Consider the following 18918-nt stretch of genomic DNA (forward strand, 5'->3'; position numbering starts at 1 on the left):
CAACGCCCGGCTCGGATAATGCAGCCCTCCATGACCGAATCCGCGCCTCCCCACCCCTTGCCAACCGCCCCGCGCACTGCGCCGCTGCGCATCACCTTTCCTGAGTCCCTGCCCGTATCGGGCAAGCGCGAAGAGATCATGGAGGCCATCAAGAAGCACCAGGTCATCATCGTGTGCGGCGAAACGGGCTCAGGCAAGACCACGCAGTTGCCCAAGATTGCACTGGCGCTGGGCCGAGGCAAGTGCAACGCCAGGCCAGGCACCAAGGGCCAGCTCATCGGCCACACCCAGCCGCGCCGCATTGCGGCCAGCAGCGTGGCCAAGCGCATTGCCGAAGAGCTGAACACGCCGCTGGGTGATGTGGTGGGCTTCAAGGTACGGTTCCAGGACCGCCTCTCCCGCGATGCCTCCGTCAAGCTCATGACCGACGGTATCTTGCTGGCCGAGACGCAGACCGACCCGCTGCTGAAAAACTACGACACCATCATCATTGACGAGGCGCACGAACGCAGCCTCAACATCGACTTCCTGCTGGGCTACATCCGCCAGATCCTGCCGCGCAGGCCTGATCTGAAGGTCATCGTTACCTCGGCCACGATTGATGCGGACCGGTTTGCCAAGCACTTTGAGTCGGCCAAGGGCCCGGCCCCCGTCATCATGGTGTCGGGCCGCACCTTCCCGGTGGAGCAGCGCTATCGCCCGTTTGAAGAAAGCCGCGACTACGGCCTGAACGAGGCCATTGCCGATGGCGTCGACGAGCTGTGGCAAGGCAATGCGGCCGGTGACATCCTGGTGTTTTTGCCCGGCGAGCGGGAGATCCGCGAAGCGGCCGACCACCTGCGCAAGCACCTGTCGCACCAGCCCGTGATGCGCAATGCCGAGGTGCTGCCGCTGTTCGCGCGTTTGTCCCAGGCGGAGCAGGACCGCATCTTTGACGGCCACACGGGCCGCCGCATCGTGCTGGCTACCAACGTGGCCGAGACTTCGCTCACCGTACCAGGCGTGCGGTACGTCATTGACGCAGGAACAGCGCGCGTGAAGCGCTATTCTTTCCGTAGCAAAGTCGAGCAGTTGCTGGTCGAGCCCGTCAGCCAGGCAGCCGCCAACCAGCGTGCTGGCCGCTGCGGCCGAGTGGCCAACGGCATCTGCATTCGCCTGTATGACGAGGCCGGTTTCAATGGCCGCCCCCGTTTTACCGACCCCGAAATCCTGCGGTCATCGCTGGCAGGCGTCATCCTGCGCATGAAGTCGCTGCACCTGGGCGACGTGACGCAGTTCCCCTTCATCGAGGCGCCTTCGGGCCGCGCGATTGCCGACGGCTACCAGCTGCTTGCTGAACTGGGTGCGGTGGATGACGCCAACGAGCTGACCCCCATGGGCGTGGAACTGTCGCGCCTGCCGCTGGACCCGCGCGTGGGCCGCATGATCATCGAGGCGCGCGACCGCAAGGCGCTTGATGAAGTGCTGGTGATTGCCAGCGCCCTGAGCGTGCAGGACGTGCGCGACCGTCCCATGGAGGCGCAGCAGCAGGCCGACCAGGCGCACGCCAAGTTCGACGACGACAAGAGCGAGTTCAGCGGCTACCTCAAGCTGTGGAAGTGGATCAACGAAGCGCGGGGCGGAGCGCCCAGCCTGCCATCGGCCCGTGCGCAAAAGGCCATGGCCGCGCAGAAGGCGCCTTCGCAGGCCTGCTTGCCGGTGGCGCAGCGCAGTGGCGGGGGCAGTCCTGCCGCAGCGCCTGCTGCTGTACCCGCCGCCGTCCCCGCTGCGACTCACAAACTCAGCAACCGCCAGTACGAGCAGCTGCTGCGCCAGAACTTCATCAGCATCCGCCGCCTGCGCGAGTGGCGCGACATCCACACCCAGCTGCTCACGGTGGTCACCGAGCACAAGTGGCAGATCAACACCCAGCCCGCCAGCTATGAGCAGCTGCACCTGTCGATGCTTGCCGGGCTGCTGGGCAACGTGGGCGCCAAGAGCGACGAGGAAGACTGGTACCTGGGCGCGCGCGGCATCAAGTTCTACAAGCACCCGGGCGCGCACCTGAACAAGAAGCCCGGCCGCTGGATCGTGGCTTCGGAACTGGTGGAAACCACGCGTCTGTTTGGCCGGGGCATCGCGGCCATCGAGCCGCAGTGGCTGGAGCAGATTGGCGGGCATGTGCTGCGCAAGCAGCTGCTTGACCCGCACTGGGAGAAAAAGTCTGCGGAAGTGGTGGCTCTGGAGCGCGCCACGCTCTACGGCATCGTGGTCTACAACAACCGCCGCGTGAACTTCGGCAAGGTAGACCCGCACGCTGCGCGCGAGGTGTTCATCCGCGAGGCGCTGGTGGGTGGCAACTGGGAGACCAAGCTGCCCTTCCTGGCCGCCAACCAGAAGCTCATTGCCAAGGTCGAAGAGCTGGAGCACAAGTCCCGCCGCCAGGACGTGCTGGTGGACGACGAACTCATCTACGCCTTCTACGACCAGCAGCTGCCGCCCGAGGTATGCAGCGGCCACAGCTTTGAGGCGTGGTACCGCGAAGAAAGTAAAAAACAGCCTGATCTGCTCAAGCTCACCCGCGAAGAACTGATGCGCCACGAGGCCGCAGGCATCACCACCAATGCCTTCCCACGCACCGTGCGCCTCGGTGGTGTGGACTGCGCCGCCAGCTACCTGCACGAGCCCGGCGATGCGCGCGACGGCATCACCGTGACCATTCCGCTCTTCGTGCTCAACCAGGTGAGCGACGAGCGCTGTGAATGGCTGGTGCCGGGCATGCTCAAGGACAAGATCCAGGCGCTGCTCAAAAGCCTGCCGCAGCGCCCACGCAGCCGCTTTGTGCCGCTGCCCGAGTCCGCCACCCGTCTGGCCGCGCTGCTGGGCACGCCCGAACGTTTTGGCACCGGTAGCCTCACTGATGTGTTGCTCAAGCAGGTGCGCGACGAAACCTCGCTGGATGTGAAGCGGGCGGACTTCAAGCTCGACATGCTCAGCCCCCACCTGTTCATGAACTTCCGCGTGGTGGATGAGCACGGCCGCCAGCTGGGCCACGGCCGCAACCTGGGCGCGCTCAAGGCCGAATGGGGCGCCAAGGCGCGTGGCGCATTCCAGGCGCTGGCAGGGCTCAAGCTCGGTGGCGGGGCGGCAGAGAGTGAAAAAAATGAGTCAAAAATGCCTCCAGCGCTTGATGGTAAAGCGCAAGCAGCTACTAAATCAGGAGTAAAGGGGGCAGCGCCCGCGCCCGCGAAACCTGCGAGCGTCACCCCATCGACCCCCGCAGGGCAGCGCTACACCACCTGGACGTTTGGCGAGCTGCCCGAGCTGATGGAGATCAAAAAGGCCGGGCAGACGCTGATCGGCTTTCCGGCACTCATCGACGGCGGCGACGCTGTGACCATCGAGGTTTTTGACGAGCCCGAAGTCGCCGCCGCCAAACACCGCGCGGGCCTGCGCCGCCTGTTTGCGCTGCAGATCAAGGACGCCCTCAAGTACCTGGAAAAAAACATCCCCGACCTGCAGAAGATGGCCGTGGCCTACATGCCCCTGGGTACACAAGAAGAGCTGCGCACCCAGATCATCGACGTGGCGCTGGACCGGGCCTTTTTGCTCGACCCGCTGCCGACCGACGAAGTTGCCTTCAAACGCCGCGTAGAAGAGGGCAGGGGGCGCCTCACGTTGATCGCCAATGAGGTGGCGCGCCTGGCTGCCACCATCCTCACTGAATACGCAGCCGCCGCCCGCAAGATCAAGGACACCAAAAACGCCCCCGAAGCCACAGCGGACGCACTGCAGCAGCTGCAGCGCCTGGTGCCCAAGAACTTCATTGCCGTGGCCCCGTGGACGCAACTGGCCCACTACGCCCGCTACCTCAAAGCCATCACGCTGCGGCTTGATAAATACCGCGCCGACCCCGCCCGTGACGCTGCCAAGCTGGCCGAGCTGCGCCCGCAAGAGCAGCGCTACTGGCGCCTGGTGGCCGAGCGCAAGGGCGCGGTGGATGCGCGCATGCAAGAGCTGCGCTGGCTGCTGGAGGAACTGCGCGTGAGCTTCTTTGCGCAAGAACTGCGCACGCCCCAGCCGGTGAGCGTGAAGCGGTTGGACAAGCTGTGGGCGCAGGTCAATAGCTGATGGCCGGGGTGGAGGCCTGCGCCTTACCCCCTGGTCCAGATCTTGATCGTCACGTACATCGTGTAGCCCAGGGCGAGCACCAACCACACCACAAAAAACAGGTTGGCCCAGTACTGGCCGGAATGCTCTGCCAGGGTGTAGACCTGCCCGGCGCAGCCCTTTCCAACGCAGGGAATTTCGCGCAGCACCACTGCGCGCAGGGCTTCGAACAAAAGGTAGCAACCCAAACCGGCAACGAGCAAGAAGCCGATGGGCCCGACAGGTGGTTTGGTGAACTCATCGTTCTCGTCGCGCAAGCCCTGGTTGAGCAACTTCTGTCCGTACCGGTAAAAGAAGTAACCGACCGCGAGCACCAGGGCGTAGTAGACGAGGGTCAGCATGTCGTCGAGTCTTGGTAGGTAGGAGGAACAAGCGGCGTGGCGACGATGGTAGCCGACACATCTCGATCACAGCCGCACCAGAAGCGCTGGCGCTGTGCCCCCAGCCTGTGGTCACTGCGCCGCGTGCGACCGGTACCTCGGCGTCACATGCGCGACGCAGCATCAGTGCCATCCCCAATGCCGTGGGGCACCATGCGAACTAGGCTGTGTTCTTCAAAGGAATCCCTGCTCCATGCGCGCTCACTACAAGTTCTGGCCCCGCCGGCTGCCCAAGTCCATCACCCTGCCGTCCACCTCGCTGTGGGACAACCTGTCCACCAATGCACGCCGCTACCCCGACAAGGCGGCGCTGGTGTTTTTTGGGACCACGGTCAGCTATCGGCAATTGATGGAAGGCGCGGAGCGCCTGGCCGCGCGGCTGGCCCAGCTGGGCGTGCAGCGCGGCGACCGTGTGGTGCTGTGCATGCAGAACTGCCCGCAGCTGGTGATGGCGCATTTCGCCATCCTGCGGGCCAATGCGGTGGTGGTGCCGGTCAACCCCATGAACCGGGCCGAGGAGCTCAAGCACTACATCACCGATCCCGACACCAAGGTGGCGATCACCACCGGTGACCTGGCCCCCGAGATGGCCAAGGCCAGCAATGCGTTGGTTCCTGGTGAGCGCCTGGCGCACCTGGTGGTCACACAGTTTTCGGATGCGTTCGACGTGGCCGTGACCGGCATGGATGCGCCGCCCGAGGCTTGGATGGACTGGCTGGGCACGCGCCACCCCTTGCCTGCGCTGGAGGGCGGGCAGGTCCACGCCTGGACGGACGCCCTGGCCTGTGCGGAAGCGCCACCCGCCCTGTCGGTAGGCCCAGCCGACCTGGCGCTGCTGCCCTACACCAGTGGCACCACCGGTCTGCCCAAGGGCTGTATGCACCTGCACAAAAGCATCATGCACAACACGGTGGCCGCCAGCCTGTGGGGCAATGGGTCAGCCGACAATGTGACGCTGGCGGTGGTGCCCATGTTCCACATCACCGGCATGGTGAGCGTGATGCACACGTCGATCTACTGCGGCGCCACGCTGGTCATCATGCCCCGGTGGGACCGCGACCTGGCCGGGCGCCTCATATCGCGCTACCAGGTCACCACCTGGACCAACATTCCCACCATGGTCATCGACCTGCTGGGCAGCCCGAACTTTGCCAGCTATGACCTGTCCAGCCTGGCCTATATCGGTGGTGGTGGAGCCGCCATGCCGCAGGCCGTGGCGCAGCGCTTGCTGGAGCAGTATGGCCTGCGGTATTCCGAGGGCTATGGCCTGACCGAGACAGCTGCTCCGTCGCACGCCAACCCGCCCGACCACCCCAAGCAGCAGTGCCTGGGCATTCCGTTCATGAGCACCGACGCGCGGGTGATCGACCCCGACACGCTGCAGGAGCTGCCTGTGGGCGAGCAGGGCGAGATCATCATCCATGGCCCCGAGGTGTTCGAGGGTTACTGGAAGCGGCCGGATGCCACGGCCTCGGCCTTCATCGAGTTCGAGGGCAAGCGGTTCTTCCGTTCGGGGGACTTGGGGCGCATGGACGAGGACGGCTATTTCTTTTTGACCGACCGGCTCAAGCGCATGATCAACGCGAGCGGTTTCAAGGTATGGCCCGCCGAGGTGGAGGCGCTGATGTTCCGCCACCCGGCCATCCAGGAGGCCTGCATCATCGCCGCGAAAGACAGCTACCGGGGCGAGACGGTCAAGGCGGTAGTGGTGCTGCGCGCCACGCACCAGGACACGACCGAGCAGCAGATCATCGATTGGTGCCGCGAGAACATGGCGGTCTACAAGGTGCCGCGCATTGTGCAGTTTGTGGCGGCGTTGCCCAAGAGTGGCAGTGGCAAGGTGATGTGGCGGGCGCTGCAGGAGCAGGAGGCTCAGTAGGGGCAGTAGCAGTAGCAGTTGCTGTGGCTGTGGCTGTGGCCCATGGGCGTGTGGCCAGGCCGGGAATCGGAATCAGGGGCTGCCATCGGTAGCCCTTTTTCCATGCGCCGGGTCAGTGGGATGGCGTAGCCAGCGTCAGCTCGCCCAGATCCCGCTCCAGCAAGGCGGGGTCGCCCAATTGCAGTTCGATCAGGCGGCGCAGGTGGGTCACGCTGTCCAGATCGATGCCCCGGCACAGCAGGCCGGTGTGCAGGCCTTCGGTATGCGCGACTTCGGTGGACATGGCGATGTGGTTGCCGGTTTCGGCCAGGGGAATGGTCAGCTGGCAGAGCATGCCCAGCTCCAGGTCGGCCTGCGCGGGCACCATGATCAACGCGCCTTTGAGGGACAGGTCCAGCACATGCACGCTGAATGCGTCGGTGGATGTGGTCAGCAGGGCCGGTGCGTCAAAGCCGACGCGGACAAAGTGGCGGCGTTCGTGGGGCATCGCTGTCTCCTGGGCGAAGCGGGGGTGGGCACATGCTACTCCAAGCCCGGCGGTGGCAGATTGCATTTGGATGTTTTTGCAAGCTTTCGTTACCATGGGTCTTATTTCCCTGATTTCGATAGGGCCAAGCTGTGAGTCCATGCGTGTACCGGTTCGGGAGCCATTGCGTCGGCTGGCTGCGATGGGCAGTGCTGTTGGCGTTGCTGTGGGCATGTGGCGTTGCGATGGCGGCTCCGCGCGAACTGCGCGTGGGGGTGTACTCCAACGAACCCAAGGTGTTTGTGAACGCGGAGGGCAAGCCCTCAGGCATCTTTGTGGACCTGCTTCAGCTGGTGGCCACCCGAGAGCAATGGACACTGCGCTATGTGCCCTGCGATTGGCAGGACTGTCTGGATGCGCTGGCAGCCGGGCAGATTGACCTGATGCCCGACGTCGCCCGCACCCGCGAGCGCGAGCGGCTGTTCGACTTTCACGCCTCGCCTGTGCTGCACAGCTGGTCGCAGGTCTACCGCGCGCGGGGCAGTTCCATCCAGTCGATGTTCGACCTGGCGGGCAAGCGTGTGGCGGTGCTCAAGGGCTCGGTGCAGCGCGCAACCTTCCAGAGCATGATGGACAGTTTTGGAATCGCGGTGCTGCTGATCGACGCGTCCACACTGACCGAGGCTTTCGAATTTGTACAGAATGGCGATGCGGATGCGGTGATTGCCAACCACCTGTTCGGCAACTTTCATGCGGCCCAGTATGGGCTGGCGGATTCGGGCATCGTGTTCCAGCCCGCCACCTTGTACTTTGCCACCGGCCTCGGACGCAACGCCGATGTGCTGGATGCCATTGATCGATCAGTGCAGGACTGGCGCAGCGGTGCCGACACGCAATACACCCAGGTTCTGCGCCGCTGGGGCGGACAGGAGCAGGGCGCGCGCATTCCCCCCTGGGCGTGGTGGGGTGTGGCGGGGCTGGCGTTGTTCGGGCTGCTGGCCGCACTCTCGGCCGTGGTGCTGCAGCGCAAGGTGCAGGAGCGCACACGCCACCTTCAGGTCAGCGAGCAGAAGCTGGCGGCCATCCTCGACAGTGTGGGTGCCTTCATCTACATCAAGGGGCGGGACTATCGTTACCAGTATGCGAACCACCATATCCTGGAGCTGTTCGGGCGGCCCGCGAGCGAGGTGGTGGGGCAGGACGACACGGCTTTTTTTGACCAGGCCACTGCCGTACAGATTCAGGAGAACGACCGGCGCGTGCTGGAGCACGGCGAGCGGCTGGAGGTGGAAGAGGTCAATACCCACCTGGCCGATGGCGTGACCCGTGCCTACCTGTCGGTCAAGATTCCCCTTCGCCTGCCCGACGGCAGCATCCACGCGCTGTGCGGCATCTCCACCGACATCACCGAGCGCCGCCGGGCCGAGGAGTCGCTGCGGATCGCGGCGTCCGTGTTCGAGTCCTTCGAGGGCATGGTGGTTACGGGGCCGGACCAGCGCATCCTCAAGGCCAACCAGTCGTATGCACGCCTCACGGGGTATACGGTGGAGGAGCTCGTGGGCCAGACCCCCGCATTGCTGCAGTCTGGCCGCCACGATGCGCAGTTTTACGAAGGCCTGCACAGTGCACTGCGCAGCACCGGTGCCTGGCAGGGCGAAGTGTGGAACCGGCGCAAGAACGGCGAGGTGTACCCCGCGTGGATCACGGTGACGGCTGTGCGTTCTGCACAAGGCGAGGTCACGCACTATGTGGGCACGCTGACCGACATCTCGCACCGCAAGGCGGCCGAGGAGGAGATCCGTCTGCTCGCGTTCTACGACCCGCTCACCGGTCTGCCCAACCGCCGCCTCATGAACGACCGTCTGCAGCACAGCCTGGCCACCTCGGCGCGCTCCGGTGCGGGCGGGGCGCTGCTGTTTGTGGACCTGGACAACTTCAAGGATCTGAACGATACGCAGGGCCACGAGTTTGGTGACCAGCTCTTGCGCCAGGTGGCGGCCCGCCTGGGCGGCTGTGTGCGCAGCGGCGACACCGTGGCGCGGCTGGGGGGCGACGAATTTGTGCTGCTGATCGAGGGGCTGAGCCCACAGGCCCACGAGGCCGCTGCCCAGGCAGAAACCGTGGGGCGCGCGGTGCTGCTCGCATTGGCGCAAGGCTATCCGCTTGGGGGGCACACGTACCACAGCTCGTGCAGCATCGGCGTGGCGCTGTATGCCGATGCGCAGGGCTCAGTGGACGAACTGCTCAAGCGGGGCGACATGGCCATGTACCAGGCCAAGGGTGCCGGGCGCAACACGATGCGGTTCTTTGATCCGCGCACACAGGCCGCCGTCACGGCGCGCACGGCCCTGGAGTCCGGGATGCGCGAGGCCTTGCGTGACGGCCAGTTCCTGCTGCACTACCAGGCCCAGATCAGCCAAGCCCACGGCATGGTGGGGGCCGAGGCGCTGGTGCGCTGGCAGCACCCGCAGCGGGGGCTGGTGTCGCCGGCCGAGTTCATTCCGGTGGCCGAGGCCTCGGGCCTCATCGTGCCGCTGGGGGCGTGGATATTGCGCACTGCCTGTCTGCAGCTGGTGGAGTGGGAAAAAGACCCGGCCACCGCCCCCTGGACCTTGGCCGTCAACGTGAGCGCGCGCCAGTTCCGCCACCCGCACTTTGTGGACGAGGTGCTGGGCGTGCTTGAAGAGACGGGGGCCAACCCGCAGCGCCTGAAGCTGGAGCTGACCGAGACCCTGCTGCTTGACGACGTGGAGGACACGATCGAGCGCATGACCACGCTGCGGGCGCTGGGCCTGGGGTTTTCGCTCGACGACTTCGGCACCGGGTACTCGTCCCTGAGCTACCTCAAACGCCTGCCGCTGGACCAGCTCAAGATCGACCAGAGTTTTGTGCGCGACCTGCTCACCGACGCCAACGATGCCAGCATTGCCCGCACCATCGTCACCCTGGCCCAGAGCCTGGACCTGGGCGTGATTGCCGAAGGCGTGGAAACCTGCGAGCAGCGCGACATGCTGGCCAGCCTGGGCTGCCACATGTGGCAGGGCTACCTGTTTGGGCGGCCCGGACCTGCCAGCGCACTGCGGGAGGCGCCGGCAGGGGCGGTGGTGTAGGGCCGTCTGTTGTTGGAGGGTGCTTCTGTTTTGATAGCTGCTAGCGCTTGATAGGTAAGCGCTAGAAGCAAATTTTGCTTGTAAAATTGACCCCTGCGAGGCCGGCAAGGGGTTCTGTCGCCATTTCCTTACATCCTGTGCACCCTGCGCGGTGTAGGGTGTGGCAGGCCTTGTTACAAACCAGGGCCAGCCTACCGCAGCCGCCCAACGGGTGGCGGCTCCGGTTGGCAAAAGCAAGGAGTCCCCCATGAAAAACACCACCATGACCACGATGCACTCACTCCGTCTTCTCCTGTCTGGCGCGATGGCCGCGCTGCTGCTGGCAGCCGCTGGCGGCGCCCACGCGCAGGCCTATGTCAACGCCACCGTGGGCGGCGAACTGGCGCCCGGCGTGTACGGCCGCATCAACATCGGCAATGCGCCACCGCCGCCGCTGATCTACGCCGAGCCGGTCATCATCCACCGCCCGGCAGTGGTGGTGCCACGGGCACCCATCTACCTGTATGTGCCGCCCGGCCATGCCAAGAACTGGGGCAAACACTGTGGCCGCTACAACGCCTGTAACCAGCCGGTGTATTTTGTGCAGGAGCCACCACCACGCCGTGGCCCTCCACCCCGTGCCCACGGCCGCGATGACCGCCGCTGGGACGACGACCACCGCCACGGTGGCAAGCACGACCGTGACCATGACCGGGGGCGCGGCCATGGCAACGGCAAGGGCCACGGCAACCGCGATTGAAGGCTAACGGCGAGCGGCTAACGGCTGAGGGGGAAGGCCGATATCGCAGTGCTGCGGGGTGCCACGCAGGTGGCAGGCCCTGCCGCACCTTGCTTGAGCCACCGCAGAAGACCTGCGGCGCCAGCGGTTAAGCTCGGGCTTCTATGGCCCAAGTCACTTTTTCTCCTCCGTTCACGGCTCCCTCCGATGTGGCGAGCCAGCTCCGCAAGGCGGGCTACGCCGTTCTGTCGCCTGCCGATGTGGCCCGCTGGGTGGGCTGCGGTCTTTCGTCGCTGATGGCCCTGAGTGGCGACTGGGCGGCGTTGCCGCCCGATGATTTTCTGAAGGACGGTGGCCGCTACCGGCGCCGCCGCCATGCGTGTTTTGTGGTGCAGGGCGGGCAACTGCAGCAGGCACCACACCGGGCGCACTGGCAACCTGTGGAATACAACGCGCTGCATGGCGGCATGGAGCGCTGGTTTGCGCCCATGGAGGTTGCCACCGTGGCCCAGCCGGTGTGGCAGCAGCTGCTGGCTGCGCTGGCCGGGGTGTCCGATGCCGTGTTTGCTCCGTCCGAGGCGCCCGTGCCCTGGTTCATCGAGGCGCACCAGTTCCGCATCGACACCACCGACGGCATTGGCCGGCCCACGCCCGAGGGGGCGCACCGCGATGGCGTGGACTTGGTGGCCGTCTTCCTGGTGGGGCGCGAGGGCGTCAAGGGCGGCGAGACGCGCGTGTTCGAGGCCGCAGGCCCGAGCGGCCAGCGCTTTACGCTGACCGAGCCGTGGTCTTTGCTGCTGCTGGACGATGCCCGCATGATCCACGAGTCCACCCCTATTCAGCCGTTGGCCGAAGGCGGGTACCGCGACACCCTGGTGGTCACCTGCCGCCGAGGCAACTTTCAGGGGGCGGACGTGGTGGGGCAGACCCCGGCAGCCTGAACACAAGCGCCTGCAGCAGCGCATGTGTGCAGCCGATTTGATGCGAATCAAGATGCGGGGTATGGTGGCGGTTCACACTCTGGTTCAAGAAGTCGGGCCACAAGCTTGACTCACCTATCAACCCAAGGAGAAGCACCATGTTCAAGCACATTCTGGTTCCAGTCGATGGTTCCAACACCTCGATGCTGGCCGTGTCCAAGGCGGCCGGGCTGGCCAAGACCTTTGGCAGCGCCGTGACGGCGGTCTACGTCGTAGACCCCTATCCCTTCACCGGCGTGGGGGCCGATTTTGCGTATGGCCAGGCGCAGTACATCAATGCTGCTACCTCCGAAGCCAACGCGGCCCTGGAAGCCACGCGCAAAGCCATGGCCGAAGCCGGTGTGGCTGTGACCACCGTGGTGGGCGAGGGCCATGCCGTGCACGACGGCATCCTGCGCGCGCTGGAGAGCACGGGCGCCGACCTCATCGTGATGGGTTCCCACGGTCGGCGCGGCCTTGAAAAGCTGGTGCTGGGCAGCGTCACGCAGCGCGTGCTGGGTGTAGTGCACATCCCCGTGCTGGTGGTGCGCGACTGAGGGCGTTGCTCCTTAAAAAAACGGCTCCTTACGGGGCCGTTTTTCATGGCAGTTCTCGATAACGCTGCGCATCCGCATCCCACAGCTCGTGGAACAGGCACGCCCCTCGCCAGTGCACCCGTGGATCTGGCTCCGCCAGGCCACCGGGTGCGTCCCCCTTCAGGGGGAAGGCGCGAAGCGCCTCAGGGCGTCACTCAATCTTTGCGCCGGAGGCTTCCACGATGCCCTTCCACTTGGCGTAGTCGGTCTTGAGCAGGGTGCCAAACTGTGCGGGCGACATGGCTTCGGGCTCGGCGCCCTGGGCCTGGATGGCGGCCTTCATGTCGGGCGTGGCCAGCAGCTTGTTGATTTCAGCGTTCACGGTGGTCACCACGGCGGCGGGTGTACCGGCTGGGGCAAACACGCCGTACCAGGTGCTCACATCAAAGTCCTTGAAGCCCGACTCGGCCACGGTGGGCACTTCGGGCAGCGACGAGCTGCGCTTGGCCGACGTGACGGCCAGCGGGCGCAGCTTGCCTGCCTTGATCTGGCCCATGGCCGAGGGCAGGGACGAGACCAGCAGGTCCACGTTGCCCGCCAGCGCATCCATCAACGCGGGGTTCGATCCTTTGTACGGGATGTGGCTCAGCTTGACGCCTGCGGCCTTCTCGAACAGGTCACCCGCCAGGTGGATGGACGTGCCGTTGCCGGGCGAGCCATAGGTGATGGTGCCGGGCGAGGCCTTGGCGGCGGCCACCACGTCGGCCAGCGTTTTGTACTTGGAGTTGACGCTGGTGGCGATGACCACGGGCGTGTAGGCCACGTGGGCGATGGCGGTCAGGTCCTTGGTGGGGTCCCAGGGCAGGTTTTTGTACAGCCAGGGGCCGATCACGAGGTTGTCCTTCTGGCCCATCACCAGGTCATAGCCCGTGGGCGCGGCCTTGACAGCTTCGCCAATGCCGATGGTGCCGCCCGCGCCGGCCTTGTTGTCGGCCACCACGGTCCACTTGGCGCTTTCGGTGAGCTTGTTGGCCACCAGGCGCGAGAGAATGTCGGTGCCGCCGCCGGGCGGGAAGGGCACGATCAGGCGGATGGGCTTGGTGGGGTAGGCCGCAGCCGGTGCGGGTGCCTGGGCGTGCGCGGTGGTGCCCACGGCAAAAGCGATCGCGGTGAAGGAAAGCAGGGTGCGAATCATGGTGTGGTTTGTCTCCGTCGGTTCATGGAATGTGCAGGCGGTGGCTGGGCACACGCCACCTGGCTGATCTGGGTCAGCGGGCGCCAATGATCGCTGATGACCGGAGGCGCCCGCCTTGCCAATGGCGGGGGGCAGCATCGCGGGTGGCGATGGCAGTGTTCCCACCCGCAGGGAGGTCAGATGCGTTCAAAAATCGCTGCAATGCCCTGGCCGCCGCCGATGCACATGGTCACCAGCGCGTAGCGGCCCTGGATGCGTTGCAGCTCGTGGATGGCCTTCACGGTGATGAGCGCGCCGGTGGCGCCAATAGGGTGGCCCAGCGAAATACCCGAGCCATTGGGGTTGACCTTGGCAGGGTCCAGGCCCAGGTCCTTGGTCACTGCGCAGGCCTGGGCGGCAAAAGCCTCGTTGGCTTCGATCACGTCCAGGTCGTTGACGGTGAGGCCCGCCTTTTTCAGTGCCAGCTGCGTGGCTGGCACGGGGCCGATGCCCATGTACTTGGGGTCTACACCTGCGTGGGCGTAGGCCACCAGGCGTGCCAGGGGCTTGGCGCCACGGGCCTTGGCGGCACCGGCTTCCATCAGCACCACGGCGGCGGCGGCGTCGTTGATACCCGAGGCGTTGCCGGCCGTCACCGTGCCGTTTTCCTTGATGAACACGGGCTTGAGCTTGGCCAGGTCGTCCATCGTGGCGCCGGGGCGGAAGTGCTCGTCGGTGGCGTACAACACGTCGCCCTTTTTGCTCTTGAGCGTGACGGGGACGATCTGGTCTTTGAACACGCCGTTTTGCGTGGCGCGTTCGGCGCGGTTGTGGCTTTCCACCGCCAGCTTGTCCTGGTCTTCACGCGTGATGCCCCATTTGGCGGCAATGTTCTCGGCCGTCACACCCATGTGGATGTTGTGGAAAGGGTCGTGCAGAGCGCCGATCATCATGTCCACCATCTTGGTGTCGCCCATGCGGGCGCCCCAGCGCATGTTCAGGCTGGCAAAGGGCACGCGGCTCATGTTTTCAGCGCCGGCGCCAATCGCCACGTCGGTGTCGCCCAGCAGGATGGACTGGCTGGCGTTGACGATGGCCTGCAGGCCCGAGCCACACAGGCGGTTCACGTTGAAAGCAGGCGTACCTTCGCCGCAGCCACCATTGATGGCGGCAACGCGCGACAGGTACATGTCCTTGGGCTCGGTGTTGACCACATGGCCAAATACCACGTGGCCCACGTCCTTGCCTTCCACGTTGGCACGTGCAAGCGATTCGCGCACCACGAGTGCGCCCAGTTCGGTAGGAGGCACGTCCTTGAGGCTGCCACCAAAGGTGCCAATGGCGGTGCGCACTGCGCTGACGACGACGACTTCACGGGTCATGGGGAGGTCCTTTCAGATGAATTTGAGGCTAAATTGGCCGCTAGCGCTTATCCAGAAAGCGCGAGCAGCTATAAAAACAGGAGTTTCGGGGCTTTAGGCATCTCTGACATCGGCCACCGGGTTGGTGCCAAAGTCTGCGCGTTCCAGCCAGGCGAGCACGCGGATAGCGGCGTCGGTGGGCGATGTGAGTTGGCCACCCGTCTTGAGGTTGGCGAAATTCTGGCGGTCCGGGAAGGCGGCCGGGTCGGCGCCGCGCAGCTGGACCTGCATGTCGGTGTCGATCACACCAGGCGCCAGCGAGCATACCTTGGCACCGTGGGGCTTGAGGGCCTCGTCCAGCGCCACGCAGCGCGTGAAGTGGTCCATGCCGGCCTTGGCCGCGCAGTAGGCGGCCTGCGAGGCCATGGCCCGGCGGCCCAGGCCCGAGGAGATGTTGAGCACCTTGCGGGGCACCGTCCAGCTGTCCGTTGCACCCAGGAAGGCGGCGGTCAGTTGCATGGGCGCCTCCAGCCCCACACGCAGGGCGGTGGCCAGGTCGTCCACATTGCTGTGTGACAGCGGTGCAATCTGCGGAATCATGCCCGCGTTGTTGATCAGCGTGGCGCTGGCAAATGCCTGCGGGCCTTGCGCCTGCAGCCAGGCCTGCAGCTTGTGGGCGGCCTGTTCGCCCTGCGACAGGTCTTGCTGCCACTGTTCGATGGTGACACCTGCCGCTTTCGCTTCGATGGCCAGGTCGGCGTTGGTGCTGCGCGCGATGCAGACCAGGGTGTTGCCGCTTTTCAAAAGCTGCTGGGCCATGGCCAGGCCCATGCCGCGCGATGCGCCGGTGAGGATGGTGAGGTGGTTTTGGGGCATCCCGCCATGTTACTGCGCAGTACCCATGGCCGGGGGTAATTACTGCCCTGTGGGCGACTCAAGCGCCGCCAGCAGCAGTGCCAGCCGGGCGTCAAGTGCCGCGAGGTCGGCGGCCTTCAGTGGCGCCAGGATGCGGTGCTCGTTGGCCACATGGGCTTCCACGGCGCGGTCGATCAGTGCCAACCCCTCGGGCGTGAGCTGTACCAGCGAGCTGCGCGCGTCGTCGGGGTTGGGCCGGCGGGTGATCCAGCCCTGGGCTTCGAGCTTGCCCATGCGGTGCGTCATGGTGCCCGAGGTGACCATGAGCGTGGAAAACAGCGTGGTCGGTGCCAGGCAGTGGGGAGCGCCGCTGCGGCGCAGCGTGGCCAGCACGTCGAACTCCCAATAGCTCAGGCCGAATTCGGCAAAGGTCTCGTCGAGCCTGCGCTGCAACAGCGCGGCGCAGCGTTTGATGCGGCCGATGGGGCCCATGGGGCTCACGTCCAGGTCGGGGCGCTCACGGTGCCACTGGGCCAGGATGGCGTCCACGGCGTCGGGTTGGCGTTGGGTGGCCATGGTGTTGGTGATGAAATTATCTTGAATTCAAGATTGTAGGGCACAGGCGTGGTAGGATTATTTATCTTGAATTGAAGATAGATTGCCATGCAAAACCACCGTACCTCTTCCTGGCTGGATGCGCTCACCACGGCCCTGGGTCCGGTGATCTGGGGCTCTACCTACATCGTCACCACCGAGCTGTTGCCGCCCGACCGGCCCTTCACTGCGGCGCTGCTGCGCACGCTGCCTGCAGGCCTGCTGCTGGTGTTGTGGTGCCGCCGTTGGCCGGCGTGGGGCGATTGGGTGGGGTGGCGGCGCCTGCTGGTGCTGTCGGCGCTGAACATCGGGGTCTTCCAGGCGCTGCTGTTTGTGGCGGCCTACCGGTTGCCGGGGGGCGTGGCGGCTGTGGTGGGCGCCATAGGTCCGCTGGTGGTGATGGGGCTGGTCTGGGCGCTGGACCATCGGCGCCCGCCCGGCATGGCGTTGGCGGCGGGTGCCCTGGGCGTGCTGGGCATGGCGGCGCTGCTGCTGTCGCCGGGGGCGCGGTGGGACATGGTGGGCGTGGCTGCGGCGCTGGTGGGCACAGTGTGCATGGCAGCGGGCACGTTCTGGTCGCGGCGCTGGCGGTCGGACCTGCCGGTGCTGGCATTCACGGGCTGGCAGCTGCTGGCGGGCGGCATCATGCTGGCGCCCGTGGCCTGGGTGGTCGACCCGCCGCTGCCCGCGCTCTCGGCTGCGCAGGTAGGCGGTTATGTCTATCTGAGTCTGGCTGGTGCCCTGTTGGCCTACGCGCTGTGGTTTCGTGGCATTGCGCGGTTGCCGTCGGTGGCGGTGTCGTCGCTAGGGCTGCTGAGTCCGGTCACGGCCGTGCTGCTGGGCTGGGTGTTGCTGGGGCAGGCCATGACAGGGGTGGCGCTGGGGGGCATGCTGGTGGTGCTGGCCAGCATTCTTGCGGTGCAGTGGGCGATGTCGAGGCCGGTGCAAGGGTAGGTTCGTTGGTCGCGCCGGGAGGCGGTCTTGATTGCTATATTTTGTATAGCTAACAATGAGAACCATCATGCGCCAGGGCCTCAAAAGGCCCTGAACCATCGCCTTGCCTTGCGGCGCCTCAGGCTGCAGCGATGGCGCGGGGCGCGCTGACGCGCGCAACCGGTGCCAGGGCTGGGTGGGCCGTGTGGGTCGGCGGTGTGGGCGCCCGGCTCGCGGCTGGCAGGGGGGGGCTGCTGCCCGCTGTATCCAACTGGAACACCGAGACCAGCTGGACGAGATCCAGGGCCTGGCTCTTCATGCTGCTGGCGGCGGCGGCCATTTCTTCGACCAGGGCTGCGTTCTGTTGCGTGGCCTGGTCCATCTGCATCACGGCTTCACCTACTTGGCCCACGCCGTCGCTCTGCTCGGCGCTGGCGGCACTGATCTCGCTCATGATGTCCGTCACACGCCGGATCGACTGGACAACATCCGTCATCGTCTGCCCGGCCTTGTCGACCAGGGCCGTGCCTTGGTCCACGCGGCTCACGCTGGCCGAGATGAGTTCCTTGATCTCCTTGGCAGCTTCGGCCGACCGGCCCGCCAGCCCCCGCACTTCGGTGGCCACCACGGCAAAGCCCCGGCCCTGCTCGCCCGCACGCGCGGCTTCCACGGCGGCGTTCAGTGCCAGGATGTTGGTCTGAAAGGCGATGCCGTCGATCACGCTGATGATGTCGGCAATTTTCTTGGAGCTGTCGTTGATGCCCTTCATGGTCTCCACCACCTGGGCCACCACTTCGCCACCCTGCACGGCCACGTCGTTGGCATTGCGGGCGAGCTTGTTGGCTTGCTGGGCGCTGTCGGAGTTCTGCTTCACGGTCGAGCCCAGCTCCTCCATGGAAGCAGCGGTTTGCTGCAGCGCGCTGGCCTGGCGTTCGGTGCGGGCCGAGAGGTCGTGGTTGCCCTGCGAGATTTCTGCACTGGCGGTGGAGACGCTTTCGGCGCTTTGCCGCACGTTGGCCACGATGTCGGCCAGCTTGGCACGCATGTGTGCCAGCTCGGTGAGCAACTGGCCCGGCTCGTCCTTGGCCCCCAGGGGGATGGGAGTGGCCAGGTCACCCGCCGCGATGGCCGTGGTGGCCTGTACGGCCTGCCGCACAGGGGCGGTGATGGAGCGGGTGGTCCACCATGCCAGGAACAACCCCACCAGGATGGCCAGCACGGTGCTGCCGCTCACCCAGGCGGTGCTGGCCTCGGCCTTGCGCGTGGTGTCCTTCAGTGTGCTGGCCACGCCTTCGTCCAGCGTGTGGGTTAGCTCTTGCAGCACGGCCGCGTAGCTCTGAAAGACGGGCGCGAGCACGGTATCGGCCTGCGCGGCCACGTCCTGTCCCGCCTCCTTGGCTTTGACGAGTTCGGTGCGCTTGACGCGGTAGGCATCGCGCGCGGCAATAGCCTGGTCGTAAAGCTGCATTTCCTTGCCGGACAACAGGTAGCTGCGCACCTCCTGCATGCGCTTGCTTTGCACCTCGACCACGGCAGACATGTCTTTCTTGAGCTTGCCGGCGTACTGGGCGTCGTTGGCTTTGAGGAAGGCTTCGGTGCGCAACCAGTTCATCTGGATGTCGGTCTGCCACTGGTGCACGATGCCCTGGCGCTTGAGTTCCGAGGTGGCAATGTGCTCATTGCTGTGCTGCAGGGCGGTCACGCTCATGACGCCGAGTACAGCGATGACCATGGTAATCAGTAGCAGCAGCCCGAATGCCACTCCAAGTCGAATGCCCAGTTTCAGGTCTTTGATGCGCATGGC

Annotated in this window: 14 protein-coding genes; 7 read left to right on the forward strand and 7 right to left on the reverse strand. The window is 65.6% G+C overall.

The annotated features are described in order from the left end of the window. The first annotated feature begins 30 nt into the window (after positions 1-30). On the forward strand, positions 31-4110 hold the full coding sequence (gene hrpA / locus KW832_RS09650; protein WP_218299691.1) for an ATP-dependent RNA helicase HrpA: 4080 nt from the start codon (positions 31-33) through the stop codon (positions 4108-4110). Between the two features lie 23 nt (positions 4111-4133). On the opposite strand, the gene KW832_RS09655 is transcribed toward hrpA, so the two are convergent. After that, positions 4134-4490, reverse strand: coding sequence for a hypothetical protein (locus tag KW832_RS09655; RefSeq protein ID WP_218299692.1), 357 nt, complete (start codon positions 4488-4490; stop codon positions 4134-4136). Between the two features lie 232 nt (positions 4491-4722). On the opposite strand from KW832_RS09655, the gene KW832_RS09660 reads away from it, so the two are divergent. Continuing rightward, complete coding sequence (locus KW832_RS09660; RefSeq protein ID WP_218299693.1) at positions 4723-6408, forward strand: long-chain fatty acid--CoA ligase; 1686 nt, start codon at positions 4723-4725, stop codon at positions 6406-6408. A gap of 112 nt (positions 6409-6520) precedes the next feature. Here KW832_RS09660 and KW832_RS09665 read toward each other — a convergent pair whose 3' ends face one another. After that, entirely contained in the window at positions 6521-6895 is a 375-nt protein-coding gene (locus KW832_RS09665; RefSeq protein WP_218299694.1) for a PilZ domain-containing protein, read from the reverse strand. A gap of 224 nt (positions 6896-7119) precedes the next feature. On the opposite strand from KW832_RS09665, the gene KW832_RS09670 reads away from it, so the two are divergent. From KW832_RS09670 to KW832_RS09685, 4 genes are all read left to right on the forward strand, one after another. After that, on the forward strand, positions 7120-9984 hold the full coding sequence (locus KW832_RS09670; RefSeq protein WP_255577599.1) for an EAL domain-containing protein: 2865 nt from the start codon (positions 7120-7122) through the stop codon (positions 9982-9984). Positions 9985-10231: 247 nt separating this feature from the next. Continuing rightward, positions 10232-10723 carry a hypothetical protein gene (locus KW832_RS09675; RefSeq protein ID WP_228895041.1) on the forward strand — a complete coding sequence of 164 codons (492 nt, stop codon included), beginning with the start codon at positions 10232-10234 and terminating at the stop codon, positions 10721-10723. A gap of 143 nt (positions 10724-10866) precedes the next feature. Continuing rightward, positions 10867-11643, forward strand: a complete 777-nt coding sequence (locus KW832_RS09680; protein ID WP_218299695.1) for a 2OG-Fe dioxygenase family protein — start codon at positions 10867-10869, stop codon at positions 11641-11643. 137 nt (positions 11644-11780) lie between these two features. Beyond that, the gene (locus tag KW832_RS09685) at positions 11781-12218 is read left to right on the forward strand and encodes a universal stress protein (protein ID WP_055397444.1); all 438 of its coding nucleotides are present in this window, start codon (positions 11781-11783) and stop codon (positions 12216-12218) included. A gap of 190 nt (positions 12219-12408) precedes the next feature. Here KW832_RS09685 and KW832_RS09690 read toward each other — a convergent pair whose 3' ends face one another. The 4 genes from KW832_RS09690 to KW832_RS09705 form a co-directional block, all read right to left on the reverse strand. Beyond that, on the reverse strand, positions 12409-13392 hold the full coding sequence (locus KW832_RS09690; protein ID WP_218299696.1) for a tripartite tricarboxylate transporter substrate binding protein: 984 nt from the start codon (positions 13390-13392) through the stop codon (positions 12409-12411). Between the two features lie 176 nt (positions 13393-13568). Next, positions 13569-14753, reverse strand: coding sequence for a beta-ketothiolase BktB (bktB, locus tag KW832_RS09695; protein WP_055397440.1), 1185 nt, complete (start codon positions 14751-14753; stop codon positions 13569-13571). Positions 14754-14846: 93 nt separating this feature from the next. After that, positions 14847-15608 carry an SDR family NAD(P)-dependent oxidoreductase gene (locus KW832_RS09700; protein WP_055397439.1) on the reverse strand — a complete coding sequence of 254 codons (762 nt, stop codon included), beginning with the start codon at positions 15606-15608 and terminating at the stop codon, positions 14847-14849. 39 nt (positions 15609-15647) lie between these two features. Further along, entirely contained in the window at positions 15648-16163 is a 516-nt protein-coding gene (locus tag KW832_RS09705) for a MarR family winged helix-turn-helix transcriptional regulator (RefSeq protein ID WP_121419934.1), read from the reverse strand. Positions 16164-16250: 87 nt separating this feature from the next. Between KW832_RS09705 and KW832_RS09710 the strand changes: the two genes are divergently transcribed. Further along, positions 16251-17135 carry an EamA family transporter gene (locus tag KW832_RS09710; RefSeq protein WP_218299697.1) on the forward strand — a complete coding sequence of 295 codons (885 nt, stop codon included), beginning with the start codon at positions 16251-16253 and terminating at the stop codon, positions 17133-17135. A 118-nt stretch (positions 17136-17253) separates the two neighbouring features. Here KW832_RS09710 and KW832_RS09715 read toward each other — a convergent pair whose 3' ends face one another. Beyond that, positions 17254-18915, reverse strand: coding sequence for a methyl-accepting chemotaxis protein (locus tag KW832_RS09715; protein WP_218299698.1), 1662 nt, complete (start codon positions 18913-18915; stop codon positions 17254-17256). Positions 18916-18918: the final 3 nt, after the last annotated feature.

Source organism: Acidovorax sp. sif0632, assembly GCF_019218805.1.
Taxonomy (GTDB): domain Bacteria; phylum Pseudomonadota; class Gammaproteobacteria; order Burkholderiales; family Burkholderiaceae_C; genus Acidovorax; species Acidovorax facilis.

Coding starts and splice junctions, on each gene's coding strand:
- KW832_RS09690 (WP_218299696.1), bottom strand. CDS start 13,392: ATGATTCGCACCCTGCTTTCCTTCACCGCGATCGCTTTTGCCGTGGGC.
- KW832_RS09665 (WP_218299694.1), bottom strand. CDS start 6,895: ATGCCCCACGAACGCCGCCACTTTGTCCGCGTCGGCTTTGACGCACCG.
- KW832_RS09710 (WP_218299697.1), top strand. CDS start 16,251: ATGCAAAACCACCGTACCTCTTCCTGGCTGGATGCGCTCACCACGGCC.
- KW832_RS09705 (WP_121419934.1), bottom strand. CDS start 16,163: ATGGCCACCCAACGCCAACCCGACGCCGTGGACGCCATCCTGGCCCAG.
- KW832_RS09655 (WP_218299692.1), bottom strand. CDS start 4,490: ATGCTGACCCTCGTCTACTACGCCCTGGTGCTCGCGGTCGGTTACTTC.
- KW832_RS09700 (WP_055397439.1), bottom strand. CDS start 15,608: ATGCCCCAAAACCACCTCACCATCCTCACCGGCGCATCGCGCGGCATG.
- KW832_RS09680 (WP_218299695.1), top strand. CDS start 10,867: ATGGCCCAAGTCACTTTTTCTCCTCCGTTCACGGCTCCCTCCGATGTG.
- KW832_RS09670 (WP_255577599.1), top strand. CDS start 7,120: ATGGCGGCTCCGCGCGAACTGCGCGTGGGGGTGTACTCCAACGAACCC.
- KW832_RS09660 (WP_218299693.1), top strand. CDS start 4,723: ATGCGCGCTCACTACAAGTTCTGGCCCCGCCGGCTGCCCAAGTCCATC.
- bktB (WP_055397440.1), bottom strand. CDS start 14,753: ATGACCCGTGAAGTCGTCGTCGTCAGCGCAGTGCGCACCGCCATTGGC.
- hrpA (WP_218299691.1), top strand. CDS start 31: ATGACCGAATCCGCGCCTCCCCACCCCTTGCCAACCGCCCCGCGCACT.
- KW832_RS09675 (WP_228895041.1), top strand. CDS start 10,232: ATGAAAAACACCACCATGACCACGATGCACTCACTCCGTCTTCTCCTG.
- KW832_RS09715 (WP_218299698.1), bottom strand. CDS start 18,915: ATGCGCATCAAAGACCTGAAACTGGGCATTCGACTTGGAGTGGCATTC.
- KW832_RS09685 (WP_055397444.1), top strand. CDS start 11,781: ATGTTCAAGCACATTCTGGTTCCAGTCGATGGTTCCAACACCTCGATG.